12 protein-coding genes are annotated in these 15,704 nt (G+C 29.5%); 11 read left to right on the forward strand and 1 reads right to left on the reverse strand.

All coding sequences use genetic code 11. The features are described 5' to 3' along the window. The first annotated feature begins 114 nt into the window (after positions 1–114). The 11 genes from VN21_RS08225 to rlmD all read left to right on the forward strand — a co-directional run bounded on the left by VN21_RS08225 (position 115) and on the right by rlmD (position 14,197). A complete protein-coding gene (locus VN21_RS08225; RefSeq protein ID WP_046822823.1) occupies positions 115–879 on the forward strand; it encodes a formate/nitrite transporter family protein in 765 nt (254 codons plus the stop codon). 175 nt (positions 880–1,054) lie between these two features. Continuing rightward, positions 1,055–1,969: a UDP-N-acetylmuramate dehydrogenase gene (gene murB, locus VN21_RS08230; RefSeq protein ID WP_046822824.1), complete on the forward strand. Its 915-nt coding sequence runs from the start codon at positions 1,055–1,057 to the stop codon at positions 1,967–1,969. 4 nt (positions 1,970–1,973) lie between these two features. Continuing rightward, entirely contained in the window at positions 1,974–2,687 is a 714-nt protein-coding gene (locus tag VN21_RS08235; protein WP_046822833.1) for a PHP domain-containing protein, read from the forward strand. Positions 2,688–2,701: 14 nt separating this feature from the next. Further along, positions 2,702–3,559: an RNase adapter RapZ gene (gene rapZ, locus VN21_RS08240; protein ID WP_046822825.1), complete on the forward strand. Its 858-nt coding sequence runs from the start codon at positions 2,702–2,704 to the stop codon at positions 3,557–3,559. Between the two features lie 15 nt (positions 3,560–3,574). Further along, complete coding sequence (locus tag VN21_RS08245; RefSeq protein ID WP_046822826.1) at positions 3,575–4,684, forward strand: gluconeogenesis factor YvcK family protein; 1,110 nt, start codon at positions 3,575–3,577, stop codon at positions 4,682–4,684. 64 nt (positions 4,685–4,748) lie between these two features. Further along, entirely contained in the window at positions 4,749–5,174 is a 426-nt protein-coding gene (locus tag VN21_RS08250; RefSeq protein ID WP_021430207.1) for an NUDIX hydrolase, read from the forward strand. A 16-nt stretch (positions 5,175–5,190) separates the two neighbouring features. Then, positions 5,191–6,141: a DNA-binding protein WhiA gene (gene whiA / locus VN21_RS08255; protein WP_046822827.1), complete on the forward strand. Its 951-nt coding sequence runs from the start codon at positions 5,191–5,193 to the stop codon at positions 6,139–6,141. A 184-nt stretch (positions 6,142–6,325) separates the two neighbouring features. Further along, on the forward strand, positions 6,326–9,811 hold the full coding sequence (locus VN21_RS08260; protein WP_046822828.1) for a DNA polymerase III subunit alpha: 3,486 nt from the start codon (positions 6,326–6,328) through the stop codon (positions 9,809–9,811). 177 nt (positions 9,812–9,988) lie between these two features. After that, complete coding sequence (pfkA, locus tag VN21_RS08265) at positions 9,989–10,948, forward strand: 6-phosphofructokinase (protein WP_046822829.1); 960 nt, start codon at positions 9,989–9,991, stop codon at positions 10,946–10,948. Between the two features lie 16 nt (positions 10,949–10,964). Continuing rightward, positions 10,965–12,725 (forward strand): pyruvate kinase, encoded by a 1,761-nt coding sequence (gene pyk, locus VN21_RS08270; protein ID WP_046822830.1) that lies wholly within the window; start codon positions 10,965–10,967, stop codon positions 12,723–12,725. Between the two features lie 113 nt (positions 12,726–12,838). Continuing rightward, a complete protein-coding gene (rlmD, locus tag VN21_RS08275; RefSeq protein WP_046822831.1) occupies positions 12,839–14,197 on the forward strand; it encodes a 23S rRNA (uracil(1939)-C(5))-methyltransferase RlmD in 1,359 nt (452 codons plus the stop codon). Positions 14,198–14,313: 116 nt separating this feature from the next. Here the strand turns inward: rlmD and VN21_RS08280 are convergent, their stop codons facing one another. Beyond that, the gene (locus VN21_RS08280; RefSeq protein WP_046822832.1) at positions 14,314–15,330 is read right to left on the reverse strand and encodes a D-2-hydroxyacid dehydrogenase; all 1,017 of its coding nucleotides are present in this window, start codon (positions 15,328–15,330) and stop codon (positions 14,314–14,316) included. Positions 15,331–15,704: the final 374 nt, after the last annotated feature.

Here is a 15,704-nt window from a genome sequence, read left to right on the forward strand (position 1 = left end):
ATTTTGATAAATTTAAAAATGAATTTTAAATTATAGTAATGTTTCTAATTATTTGTGAAATTAATTACAACAAGCTTCATATAATTAAATATATAAATTTTAGGGGGAATTTTTATGGATAAAAGTTTTTTGGCTCCAATACAAATAGCGAATGCAACTGTAGAATCTGGGATAAAAAAATCAAAATTATCTACAAAAAAAAGTTTATTATTAGGAATTTTAGCAGGCTTATTTATTGGATTAGGGGCATTAGGTAATATTTTAATTAGTCAGACTATAAAAGATCCAGGATTAGCAAAATTTGCAGGAGCAAGTATATTTCCAATAGGACTTATGCTAGTTGTGGTTTGTGGAGCTGAGTTATTTACAGGAAATAACCTTATGTCAATGGCAGTTATGGATAAAAAAATAACAATAAAGGAAATGATTAGAAATTGGGTATTGGTATATATAGCAAATTTTATAGGAGCAATTATACTTGTAGCATTTATTTATTTTAGTGATACTTTAGTTAAAGATGCAGCTATAAAGTCTATGAATATAGCACAAAGTAAAGCAATATTAGGATTTACAAGTGCTTTCTTAAAAGGAGTAATGTGCAATATTATTGTTGTTTTAGCTGTATGGTTTGCAACCGCAGGAAAAGATATAGTTTCTAAAATTTTTGCGTGTTGGTTTCCTATTATGTTATTTGTTTTATGTGGATTTGAACATAGTATAGCTAATATGTTTTTTATTCCTATGGGAATGGCACTAGGAGCTGATGTATCGATTTTACAATTAATCTTTAATTTAATAGCAGTTACACTTGGGAATATAGTTGGAGGGGCTATTATAGTTCCATATATATATTATAATTGTTATTTAAAAGAAGATTGATTAAACTTTAATAGCAAATAAAAAACGTTGATAGTTATATCAACGTTTTTTAGTCTCAATTCAAGGTTTTTTGTATATTGTTATTTTGTTTTTAATACATTATTATAGTATATGGATAATTTTAATGTAAAGAAGAAATTAAATGAATAAAGAACACCAATTAGGAGGAAATATAATGAATAAGGAATTTATATATAAACATTTATTAAATATATTAAACAAGGAAGACATACTTTTAGACGAGCCAATGAAAAACCATATATCGTTTAAAGTAGGAGGTCCGGCAGATTTTTTAGTAAAGCCAAGAAATGAAGAGCAACTAAAAGATTTAGTATCTTTATTAAAGAAGGAAAAAATATCATATTTAGTTATAGGTAATGGATCTAACCTTTTAGTTAGAGACGGAGGTATAAGGGGTGTAGTTATAAAAATAGCTGATAACTTCAATGAGTTTAGTATAGAAGGAAATACTGTTTATGCACAATCAGGAGCATTACTTTCTTTTATGGGAAAAGCTATATTAAATGAAAGTCTTACAGGATTTGAATTTGCAGCAGGTATACCGGGAACTTTAGGTGGAGCCATAGCTATGAATGCAGGCGCATATGGTGGAGAAATGAAAAATATAGTAAAAAGTGTTAAACTTATGGATTTTGAAGGAAATATTTTTGAATTAAGTAATGAAGAAATGCAGTTTTCTTACAGAAAGAGTATAATAAGTAAAAAGGAATATATTGTATTATCTGCAATTATAGAGTTAAAAGAAGGTAACTTTGAAGAAATAAGAGAATCTATGAGAGAATTAACGAAAAGTAGAGTAACAAAACAACCTTTAAACTTACCAAGTGCAGGAAGTACATTCAAAAGACCAGAAGGATATTTTGCAGCAAAACTAATAGAAGATAGTGGATTAAAGGGATTAACTTTAAGAGGTGCTCAAGTTTCAGAAAAACATTCTGGATTCGTAGTTAACTTAGGAAATGCAACAGCTAAAGATATACTAGATTTAATATATGTAGTTAAAAATATAGTAAACTCTAAATTTGGTATTATGCTAGAAGAGGAAGTTAAAATACTAGGAGATGAATAATAATATGAAAATAATAGCTGATTATCATACTCACACTGTATACAGTCATGGAAAAGGAAGCATTGAAGATAATGTAAAAGTGGCTATTGAAAAAAATATCGATAAGATAGGTATATCAGATCATGGGTATAAGCATATTGCATATGGAGTTAAATATGATAATATAGCGAAAATGAGAGAAGAAATAGATAGACTTAATGAAAAGTATACTGAAATAGAAATACTTTTAGGAATGGAATGTAATATATTAGATGATAAAGGAAATATAGATGTAGATTATAAAATATCTAAAATGTTAGACTATACTATGGCTGGGTATCATTTTGGATCAATGCCTACATCTATAAAAAGTGCTCTTAACCATACATTTAATTATTTGAAAATTAAAGGGGCGTGTAAAGATTACAACACAAGAGCTGTAATAAATGCTATTGAAAACAATGATTTATTTATAGTTACTCATCCTGGAGATAAAGGGGATGTATATATTGATGAAGTAGCAAAGGCAGCAGCTAAACAAAACACTTTACTAGAAATAAATTCGCATCATGGAAACTTGAGTGTTGAACAAATAAAAAAGATTAAAAATACAGGTGTAGAGTTTGTTATAGGATCAGATGCACATACTCCAAATAACGTTGGTAATTTTGAAAAAGCTATAGAAATTGCAAAAGAAGCAAACTTAGATTTAAGCCTTATAAAAAATATTAAATTTTAAGAGGGGGAGATAGTATGAGATTTATAATAGTAACAGGATTATCTGGATCTGGGAAAAGTGAAGCTATGAAATCTTTAGAAGATATTGGGTTTTATTGCGTAGACAATTTACCTCCAACTCTTATAACTAAATTTGCAGAGTTATGTTATCAAGGAAATTCTAACATAGATAAAGTAGCTTTAGGGATAGATATAAGAGGAAGAGAGTTCTTTGAGACATTACATGAAAGTTTAAGTTACTTAGAAAAAGAAAATTATAAATATGAAGTTTTATTTTTAGATTGCGCAGATGATATTTTAGTAAAAAGATATAAAATGACTAGGAGAAACCATCCATTGGCTAAATCTACGCAAATAACAGAAGGAATAAAAGAAGAAAGAGAAATTCTTCAGACTTTAAGAGATAAGGCTGATAGTATTATAGATACTAGCAATATGAAGCCGAGAGATTTAAAAGATGAAATAAGCAAGTTATATATAGAAGGAGAAAAAACTCCTAAACTTACAATATCTGTAGTTTCATTTGGGTTTAAGCATGGAATACCTATAGATTCAGATTTAGTATTTGATGTTAGATTTTTACCCAATCCATATTATGTAGAAGATTTAAGACCTAAAACAGGAGAAGATCAAGTTGTAAGAGATTATGTAATGGATTCTGATGTAAGTATAGAATTTTTCGCTAAGTTAGAAGATATGGTAGATTTCTTAATACCTCACTATATTGAAGAAGGGAAGAGTCATTTAGTTATAGCTATTGGGTGTACAGGTGGAAGACATAGATCTGTAACAATTTCTAATTTGCTTTATGATGATTTGATCAAAAAGGGCTATAGAGTTGTAAAAAAACATAGAGATTACACTCTTAGATAAAATTTGGAGGGAATTATGACATCAGTAATAATTTTTATAGGATTAGTAGGGTGGATTTTTTCAATAAGCGTAGTTTTTCTATATCTTAAAGAAAAAAAAGAAAACTCTAACAAGACTATGAAAAATAATATAAAAGAAGAAAAACCTAGAGTAGTTGTAATAGGAGGAGGAACAGGTCAATCAGTTTTTTTAAGAGGACTAAAGCATTACACTCCTAATATAACGGCTGTAGTAACTGTTGCTGATGATGGTGGAGGATCAGGAGTATTAAGGGAAGATTTGGGTATGTTGCCTCCTGGGGATATAAGAAACTGTTTACTTTCATTAGCGAATATGGAGCCTACTATGGACGCTGTTATGAAATATAGATTTACGGAGGGGGCTTTAAAAGGTCAGAGCTTTGGAAATTTATTTTTAGCCGCTATGAATGGAGTTTACGGCAACTTTGAAACGGCTGTTTATAAAATGAGTGAAGTCTTTGCTATAACAGGCAGGGTTTTACCTGTAACGTTAGAGGATATAAACTTAATAGCAAATCTTGATAATGGAAATATTGTAAAAGGTGAATCTAATATACCCAATCAGGTTAGGTCTCAAAATACGAAAATTAAGAGTATAGAGCTAGAACCTAAAAATGCTAAACCACTAGATGAGGTTATTAAGTCTATAAAAAATACAGATATTATTGTTATAGGGCCAGGAAGCTTATATACAAGCATAATGCCTAATTTATTAGTAGATGGAGTTATTGATGCAATAAAAGAATCTAAAGCTCCTAAAGTGTATATATCAAATATAATGACTCAACCTGGAGAGACCGATAATTTTAATGTTGTAGACCATATAAATGCTATAAATAAACATTGTGGAAAAGATATAATTGATATAGTAATAACAAATAATGAAGTTTTACCAAAGCCTGTATTTGAAATTTACAATAAAGATGGCGCAAGCCAAGTATTATTAGATAAAAAACAAAAACAAACACTGGAAGATATGGGAATAAAAGTGGTAGAATGTAATTTAGTAGAAATAAAAAGTAACTATATAAGACACGATGCAGATTACATATCTAATGTAGTTGTTAATTTGGCACTAAGTCATATTTATGATAATGAGAAGTAAAAAAGGATTTTAAAAATTTATGTAGAAATCCTTATTATTATGTTATTTTAAGGAGTGAACACCAATGAGAGAAGAGGTTAGTGCCGGGGGCGTAGTATTGTTTGGTAATGCAGTGCTCTTACTTAGAAAATTTAATGGAGACTGGGTATTGCCTAAAGGAAAAGTTGAAATTGGAGAGAATAAGGAAGATGCAGCACTTAGAGAAGTTCTAGAAGAAACAGGTGTAAAGGCTGATATACTAAAGTATTTAGGTGAAATACACTATACTTTCAAGGAAAATTGGGATGAGAACAAAGCAGTTCATAAGACTGTGTATTGGTATTTAATGCAAGCAAGAAATATGGATACGATTCCTCAAAAAGAGGAAGGTTTCATCGATGCTAAGTTTGTTCACTTAGATAGAGTAGTAGATTTAGCTAGATATGACGATGAAAAAGAAATTATAAAAGTTGCTTTAGACGAGATTAAAAAAAGATTAAAAAAGAATTAACTATAGGTGATGAAAGATGTCTTTTTCAGCAGAAACAAAAAATGAACTAGCTAGAATTTTTTCGGATAATGAATGCTGTAATATAAGTGAGCTTTCTGCAATAGTCAGATTGGCAGGAAGTATACAAATCGCTGGATATAAAAAGTTAAACTTAAAAATAAGTACAGAGTTAAACTCAACTGCTAGGAAGATCTTTAAATTATTAAAATCTAATTTTGGAATTAACACAGAGATATCGGTGAATAAAAATCAAATGTTAAAACGGAATAGTAGTTATGTACTTATGGTTACTAGTGAAATGGGTGCGGAAAATTTATTAAGAAAATTAGGTATTTTATCTCAAGAAGATTATTTCTTTACGATGAATAAAGTTCCTGAAGGTCTTATTAAAGATAATGACTGTATTAGAGCTTTTATAAGAGGTGCTTTTTTAGGAGGAGGTTCTATTAGCGACCCAGAAAAAAATTACCACTTAGAATTTGTAACAAATAATGAAGAATTTGCAGAATCATTAAAGGATCTTATAAATTCCTTAGGATTTAATTCAAAAACTGTATCTAGGAAAAATAACTACGTAGTATATTTAAAGGAAAGTGAACAAATATCAGATTTATTAAACATAATAGGAGCTCACCAAGCTTTATTAAGCCTTGAAAGTACAAAGATAGTAAAAGAAATGAGAAACAACGTAAATAGAATTGTTAATTGTGAAACAGCTAATTTATCAAAAACTGTTAATGCAGCTGTAAGGCAAATAGAAAATATAAAGTATATACAACAAAAAGTAGGATTAGATCACATTCCACCAAATTTAAGAGAAATAGCAGTTTTAAGAATAGAGTATGAAGATTTAACATTAAAAGAACTTGGAGAAATGGCTAGTCCTCAATTAAGTAAATCAGCAGTTAACCATAGGTTAAGGAAAATAGAACAAATAGCAGATAATTTAAGATTGAAATTCGAATAAGAGGCATTATGCCTCTTTTTTTGATTAAGAGGTATATATTGTGGTAAAATTACTTTTATAATACATAGGAAATTATACTCCTTTTATAATTATGAGTTAATATAATTTTCGTATATGTATTTCAAAAAAGTAATCATTGAAAAATTAAAATAGAAGGTTTTTTTACAAGCAGGAGGTGAGGTCTTTGAGCAAAGATTTTGTACATTTACATGTTCATACAGAATATAGTTTGCTAGATGGTTTTTCAAGAATAAAAAATTTAGTAAACAGGGCTAAAGAATTAAATATGAGTGCAGTTGCAATAACTGACCATGGATGTATGTTTGGGGCCATAGACTTTTTTAAAGTAGCAAAAAAAGAAGGAATAAAGCCTATTATAGGATGTGAGGTTTATACAGCACCTAGAGGAATGAAAGATAAAGACCCTAATTTTGATAAATCTCAGGGACATTTAATACTTCTAGCTAAAGATACTACAGGATATCAAAATCTAATTAAGTTAGTATCAGCAGCATATGTACAAGGATTTTATTATAAACCAAGAGTTGATATAGATGAAATAAAAAAACATAGTGAAGGTATCATTGCACTTTCTGCTTGTTTAGCAGGAGATGTATCACAAGCATTGATGAATAGAAATTATGATAAAGCTAAAAATATAGCTTTGAAGTATAAAGAAATTTTTGGCGAAGAAAATTATTATTTAGAAATTCAAGATCATAATTTACCTGAGCAAAAAGAAGTTAACAGAGAGTTAATAAGACTTTCTAAAGAAATTGGAGTTGGATTAGTAGCAACTAATGACGTCCATTATGTAAGAAAAGAAGATTCAAAGATACATGATATATTAATGTGTATACAAATGGGTAAAACTGTAAATGACCCAGCTAGAATGAGATTTGGGAGTGATGAATTCTATCTTAAATCTAGAGAAGAAATGGAAGAAATTTTTCCTGAAGTTCAAGAAGCTTTAGATAACACTTCTAAAATTGCACAAATGTGTAATGTTGAATTTGATTTCAATACTATACATTTACCTCAATACGATGTTCCTGGTGGATATACACCTCAAGAGTATTTAAGGATGTTATGCTTTAAGGGACTTAAAGAAAGATATAAAAAGCCCTCACAAGAGATTTTAGATAGATTAGAGTATGAATTAGGTGTAATTGAGAAGATGGGTTACGTAGAGTACTTCTTGATAACTTGGGACTTTATAAATTTTGCAAGAGAAAATAATATTATGGTAGGTCCAGGTAGAGGTAGTGCTGCTGGATCTATAGTTTCATACACTTTATACATTACTGATATAGACCCTATAAAATACTCTCTATTATTTGAGAGATTCTTAAATCCAGAACGTGTATCTATGCCCGATATAGATATAGATTTTTGTTATGAGCGTAGAGAAGAAGTTATAGATTATGTAAAAAGGAAATATGGTGAAGATCATGTTGCTCAGATCATAACATTTGGAACAATGGGAGCAAAAGCTGCCATAAGAGACGTTGGAAGGGTATTAGACGTTAGTTATAACAAAGTTGATAATATAGCAAAAGAAATTCCTTTTGCACTAGGAATGACAATAGACAAAGCATTAGATACAAATCCTAATCTTAAAAAATTATATGAAGAAGATTCAGAGACAAAAGAAATAATAGATGTTTCAAGAAAAATAGAAGGAATGTTAAGACATGCATCAACACATGCTGCAGGAGTTGTTATATCTAAAAAGCCAATAGATGAGTATGTCCCTTTATATAAGCATCAAGATGCTATAACTACTCAGTTTACAATGACAACTTTAGAGGAATTAGGCCTATTAAAAATGGACTTCTTAGGACTAAGAACTTTAACAGTAATAAGAGATGCACTTGATTTAATAGAAAAAAATCATAATTTAAAAATAAACTTTTCTAAAATGGAATATGATGATCCTAAAGTTTATGAATTGCTTTCATCTGGAAACACTCTAGGGGTATTCCAGTTAGAGAGTGCTGGTATGAGAAGCTTTATGAAACAGCTTAAACCGGATAATTTTGAGGATATAGTAGCCGGAATATCTTTATACAGACCAGGACCTATGGATTCTATTCCAGTTTATATAAATAATAAAAATAACCCTGAAAACGTAGAATATCTTCATAAAAAACTAAAACCTATAATGGAAGTTACATATGGGTGTTTAGTTTATCAAGAGCAGGTAATGCAAGTTGTCAGAGACTTGGGTGGATATAGTTACGGACGTAGTGACTTGGTTAGAAGAGCTATGGGTAAAAAGAAAATGGATGTAATGGAAAAAGAAAGAGAATATTTCATCCATGGTAAGACAGATGAAAATGGAGAACTTGAAATAGCTGGATGTGTTAGAAATGGAGTACCTGAAGATATAGGTAACAAAATTTTCGATGATATGATTGACTTTGCAAAGTATGCATTCAATAAAAGTCATGCCGCTGCATATGGAGTATTAGCATATGAAACAGCATATTTAAAAGCTCATTATCCTGTAGAATTTATGGCAGCCTTAATAACTAGTGTCATGGGTAATACAGATAAAGTTGTTGAATATATAAGAGAGTGTAATAGCCTAAAAATAGATGTTTTAAAACCAGATATAAATAAAAGTTTTACTAAATTTTCAGTTGAAGACAAAAGTATAAGGTTTGGGCTTGCAGCAGTAAAAAATGTAGGTGTAAATGTATTAAATAATATAATAAAAGAAAGAGAAAGTAGCGGAGAATTTAAAGATTTTAATGAGTTTTGCAAAAGATTAGATTCAAAAGATTTAAATAAACGTATAATTGAAAGTCTTATAAAATGTGGAGCTTTTGATGAAATGGGAGACAATAGAGCTAGTTTGCTTCTTGGATATGAAAAACTTCTTGAAAGTATATCTATGGATAGAAAGAAAAATTTAGCAGGACAAGTCTCATTATTTGATGGATTTGAGATGGATGAATCTATAAATAATGATATACAAAGTATGTATACATTACCACATGTAAAAGAGTTAGAAGAAAAAGAAAGACTTTATTTAGAAAAAGAAGTGTTAGGAATGTATGTAAGTGGGCATCCATTATCTCAATATAAAGATGAAATAAAAAGAAATACTACAATAAACAATGCTGAACTAAATGAAATAAAAGACGACTATATTACTTATCTAAATTTAAATGAAAGAGAAGTGACGATGGGCGGTATAGTAATAAATAAAACTATAAGAACAACAAAACGAAATGATTTAATGGCCATAATTGAATTAGAAGACTTATTTGGAGTTATAGAAGTTATAGTTTTTCCTCAAGTTCTTCAAAAATATAATACAGTTATCCAAGAAGATAAAATTATTTATATAGATGGAAGATTGAGTATAAAAGAAGACGAAAATGCAAAACTTATAGCTAGAGAAATAAGAGATATGAATGATAGTGGGAATAAAGATAAGCCTACTTTATACTTGAAAATTAATTCTATAGAAAATAAAGAGTTAGTAAATGATTTAATATCGGTAGTAACTAAATACCCGGGAGAAAATGATATATATATATACGCAGAAAATATAAAACAGGTATATAAATGGAACCATATAAAGGTTAATATAAACGAAAATTTAATTAATGAATTGGAACATATATTGCCAAAAACAAATATAAAAGTAAAATTTTAAGGGTATTTAAAATTTTATTATATAAAAAAGTAGCGAAATTATGATATAATAGACAAAAAATAGATAGTTTCGCTACTATCTGAATTTTTTTAATTACACTGGGATGAAAATATAATATAGGGACTAAAAATGTCCCTTAAAAAATGAAATATATTAATCAACTAGGAGGTAATGTTAATGAAAACTATAGGTATATTAACTAGTGGAGGAGATGCGCCAGGTATGAATGCAGCTATAAGGGCTGTTGTTAGATCTGCTATATACTATGGGTGTAAGGTTTATGGAATAAATAGAGGGTACAAAGGATTAATAGAAGAAGACATACAAGAAATGAATTTATCTTCAGTTGGGGATATAATACATAGAGGTGGAACTATATTAAAATCATCTAGATGTGAAGAATTTAAAACAGAAGAAGGAAGAGCTGTAGCAGTAAAGATACTTAAAAAATATAAAGTAGATTGTCTTGTTGTTATAGGTGGAGATGGATCATTTAATGGAGCTCAAAAACTAAGTGATTTAGGATTCCCAGCAATAGGAATACCAGGAACTATAGATAACGATTTACCATATACAGATTATACTATAGGTTTTGATACAACAATGAACACTATAATAGATGCAATAGGAAAAATAAGAGATACATCATCATCTCATGAAAGGGTTAATATTGTTGAGGTAATGGGGAGACACTGTGGAGATTTAGCTTTATATGCAGGCCTTGCTGGTGGAGCGGAAACAGTTATAGTTCCAGAAATAGATTTCAAAATTGATGATGTTTGTAAAAGGTTAAAAACTACTCAAAAAAGAGGAAAGAGACATAGTATAATTGTTCTAGCTGAAGGGGTTGGAAACGCAAGTGAGCTAGGAAAAGAAATAGTTGCTAGAACAGGCGCTGATTTAAGGATAACAGTGTTAGGACATGTTCAAAGAGGTGGAAGTCCAAGTGCATTTGACAGGATACTTGCAAGTAGAATGGGTGTACGTGCTGTAGAATTATTATTAGATGGCAAATCAGCTAGAGTAGTTGGTATAAAAGATAATAAGATTATAGATTTAGATATATATGAAGCTTTAGCTATGGAAAGAAAATTTGATGATGAAACTTATGAAATGGTAAAAATATTATCTATATAAATTAGGAGGATCTAAAATGTTAAAAGGGATAAAAAAGACTAAAATAGTTTGTACACTAGGACCAGCATCACAAAGCGAGGAAATTTTAACTCAACTTGTAGAAAATGGATTAAACGTATGCAGATTCAACTTCTCTCATGGTTCTCATGAAGAGCACAAAGAAAGATTCGATATGGCTAAGAAGGTTAGAAAAAAATTAAATAAACCAGTAGCTATATTATTAGATACTAAAGGTCCAGAAATAAGAACAGGAAACTTCCAAGATCCAGAGGTTTTATTAGAAGAAGGGCAAAAGTTCACAATAACAATGAAAGATGTTGTTGGAACTAAAGAGATGTGTACAGTAAGTTACAAAGGTCTTGCAGAAGATGTTACTACTGGTGATACTATACTTATAGATGACGGACTAGTTGGTCTTAGAGTAGAGGAAGTAAAAGGGGAAGAAATACACTGTGTAGTTGAAAACTCAGGGATAGTTAAAAATCATAAGGGTGTTAACGTACCAAGAGTAAAAATAAATTTACCTGCTATAACAGAAAAAGACATAAGTGATATAGAGTTTGGTATACAACAAGGTATAGATTATATAGCTGCATCTTTCGTAAGAAAGGCATCAGATGTTTTAGCTATAAGAGAAGTATTAGAAAATAATAATGCTACAGATATACAAATAATATCTAAAATAGAGAACCAAGAAGGTGTAGATAATATAGAGGAAATATTAAAAGTTTCTGATGGTATAATGGTTGCTAGAGGAGACTTAGGTGTTGAAATACCTACAGAAGAAATACCTATAGCTCAAAAAATGATGATAAGAAAATGTAATGAATTAGGTAAACCAGTAATAACTGCAACACAAATGTTAGATTCTATGATAAGAAATCCTAGACCTACAAGAGCAGAAGTGACAGACGTTGCAAACGCTATATATGATGGAACAGATGCAATAATGTTATCAGGAGAGACTGCAGCTGGTAAATATCCTGTAGAAGCTGTAAAAACAATGGCTACTATAGCTAAGAGAACAGAAGAAACATTAAATTATAATGAATTATTAAAAAATAAGAAACTTAACGGAGTAAATGTTACTGATGCTATAAGTCATGCAACTTGTACAACTTCAGTAGATTTAAAGGCTTCAGCTATAATAACTTCAACATCTTCAGGTCACACAGCTAGAATGGTATCTAAGTTCAGACCAGAATGCCCTATAATAGCTGCTACAAACGATGAAAAAGTTATGAGAAGATTAGCTTTAACTTGGGGTGTATATCCTATAATGGCAAGTGAAGCTACAAATACAGATGAAGTTATAGAAAATTCTATAAATGCAGCTAAAGAAGCTTCTTACTTACAAAATGGAGAATTAGTTGTTATAACTGCAGGAGTTCCAGTTGGAGTTAGTGGAACTACTAACTTAATAAAAGTTCATGTAGTAAGTGAAGAAATAACTAATGGTATAGGTGTAGGAACTAAAACTGTAGAAGGTAGAGTAAGAATATTTGATAATAAAAATGAAGTTTTAGATTTTGAAGAAGGAGATATAATAGTAACTCATATGACAGATGCACATATGAATCCATATATAGAAAAATGTGGAGCTATAATAACTGAAGATGGTGGAATGACATCTCATGCTGCTATAGTAGGTATAAGCTTAGATAAAGCAGTCGTTGTTTCAGCTAAAAATATAATAGACTTAGTAAATGATGGTGAAGTAATAACAGTTGATACTGCTAGAGGTGTTATATATAGAGGTGCAAGTAGAGTATTATAAAACTATAAATTCAAAAAATTTGTGCTATATTTAATATAGGGGCTTTATAAGCTCCTATTTTTTTGGTAAAATAAGTTTTTGTAGTTTAATTATTATGTTCGGAGGAAAAGTCTATGCTATTAAAAGACAGAGAGTATGAAGTTGACGTTATTGATATAGGTCAAGGTGGCGTTGGAATTGGTAAGCATGACGGGTTTACGGTTTTTGTAGATGGCGGATTGATAAGTGACAAGCTAAAAGTAAAAATAACTAAATCTAAAAAAAACTATGCAGTTGGAGAAATAGTAGGGATAGTAGAAAAATCTCCATTTAGAGTTGATAGAGTATGCTCAGATAAATTATCTAATTGTGGAGGTTGTCAAATACAAGAGTTAGATTACCAAAAGCAATTAGATATAAAGACTAATGAAGTAAAGCAGACTATTAATAGAATCGGTAAATTACATGATACACTAGTTCACCCAACATTAGGAATGGAAAATCCATTTAGATATAGAAATAAAGCTCAATTTCCAATACAAAAAATAAATGGTAAAACAGTTATAGGTTTTTATAAAAAGAAAAGTCATGATGTAATTCCTACAGATAAGTGTATAATTCAACATGACGTAAATGATAAAATAATTAAAATAATAAAAACTTATATAAAAGCTTATAATGTTAGTATATACGATGAAAAGACTCATACCGGAGTATTAAGACATTTAGTAACTAAAGTTGGATTTAAGACTAAAGAGGTAATGGTTGTTTTAGTAGCGAACGGAAAGAAACTTCCATATTTAAATGAATTAGCCTCAGTACTAAAAGAGAATGTACCAGGATTTAAGACTCTTGTTTTAAATACAAACAGAGAAAAAACTAATGTAATTTTAGGAAAAGAAAATAAAGTTATATATGGTGATGGGAAGATAAATGATTATATAGGAGATCTGGTTTTTGAAATATCTCCATTATCATTTTTCCAAGTTAATCCATCACAGACGGAAGTTTTATATAATAAGGCATTAGAATATGCTGATCTAAAAGAAAATGATACAGTATTTGATATTTACTGTGGTATAGGAACAATATCTTTATTTTTAGCTCAAAAAGCAAAAAAGGTTTATGGTGTTGAAATCGTTGGAGATGCTATAAAAGATGCTAAAATAAATGCTAAACTAAATAAACTAGAGAATACAGAATTCTTCGTAGGTAAGGCAGAGGAAGTAGTTCCTAAATTATACAAAGAAGGAAAAACAGCTAATGTAGTAGTTGTAGACCCACCTAGAAAGGGATGTGAAGAATCGGTATTAGATACTATAGTATCTATGGAACCAGATAAAGTTGTATATGTATCGTGCAACCCATCAACTCTAGCTAGAGATTTAGCATATTTAGACGAAAGAGGGTATAAATGCAAAGAAATTCAACCGGTAGATATGTTCCCACATACTATGCACGTTGAATCTGTAGCATTATTATACCGTGATTAGAAATTTGAATTAATAAAAATTGAGATATATATAATAAAAGGCTATGTTAAGTCACTTTATGTGATTTAACATAGCCTTTTAAATTTATAAATTTATTTAAATATAGCTAGAAGCTATTAAGCATTTACAAGTTTTAATACATTATTAACGCTATCACCAGTAGCTAACACTTCTTTTACGCAATTTAATGCAGTACTTACTAAATTATCAACTGCGGTAGTAGTAAAATATCCTATATGATGAGTAAACAGGACATTTTCCATATTTAATAATTTCTTTACTTGAGGATCAGTAAGGTCGTGATGAGGTATTACTTTGTTTAAAAAAGTACCTTCAGTTTCAAATGTGTCTAAAGCAGCAGCACATAGATCTTTGTTTTCTAAAGCCTCAATTAAATCGTCTGTACAAACAACTCCACCTCTACCAGTATTAACTAAAAAAGCATCTTTTTTCATTAATTTTAGGTTATCTTTATTTATCATGTGTTTTGTATTTTCATTAAGAGGTGTGTGTAAAGACACAACGTCAGCTTCTTTCATAAGATCATCTAAAGAATCTTTGTAAGTTAAAATTTCTTTTAGATCTTCGTTAGGATAAGCATCATAGGCTATAACATTTGCACCTAGTCCTTTGAATAACTTAGCTGCAGTTGAACCTATCTTACCTGTACCGACTACTCCCACTGTAGTAGATCTAATTTCTCTTGCAATTAAATTAGCTGACCATCTAAAGTCTCCAGTATTAACATTTCTATTAATAAGGTGCATGTTTCTCAGGAGATTCATTGTCTGAGTTACCGCAAGTTCTGCTACTGAGTTTGGTGAATAAGCAGGTACATTAGTTATAACTAAATCATTTTTAGTAGCTTGGTCTAAATCAATCATATCAAAACCAGCTGCTCTAGAAGCTATTTGTTTTATTCCAAATTCTTTTAATTTTTCATAAATTATAGCATCATCGATTGGATTAGTTTGTTGAATAGAAATTCCGTCATACCCTTTAGCTTTGTCAACAGTCACTGATGATAAGCCTTCTTCAATTGTATCGACTTGAACATTGTTCCCATTCTCCTCAATCCATTTTGCTATTGCAGGTAATTCATGTTCGCGTGTACTAAACATTAATATTTTCATATTAAAGCCCCCTTATTTTTAAATAGACAAGCTATTATACAATTAAAAAAGTAATATAAATAAACATTATAACAATATATTTATATGAGTAGCTCGTCTATTATAATAATTATTTATATAATGACAAATTATAGTCAAAATATAAAAAAGCACATAACTATAAATAGCATATGAAAATTAAATAATTAACTAACAATATGCTATTATGATTAAATCATAACATACAGTTAGTTAATTTTACAACAATGTAAATGGATAAATTTTCAATTAAATTTAAATGAAATATATATTTGAAAAATGATGAAAATAAAAAGTCTTGCATTTTGCAACGATATAGAGGTATTTTGCAATAGAAATTAAATTTATTAATTAAA

It is taken from the genome of Paraclostridium benzoelyticum (assembly GCF_001006285.1).
GTDB classification, from domain to species: Bacteria; Bacillota; Clostridia; order Peptostreptococcales; family Peptostreptococcaceae; genus Paraclostridium; species Paraclostridium benzoelyticum.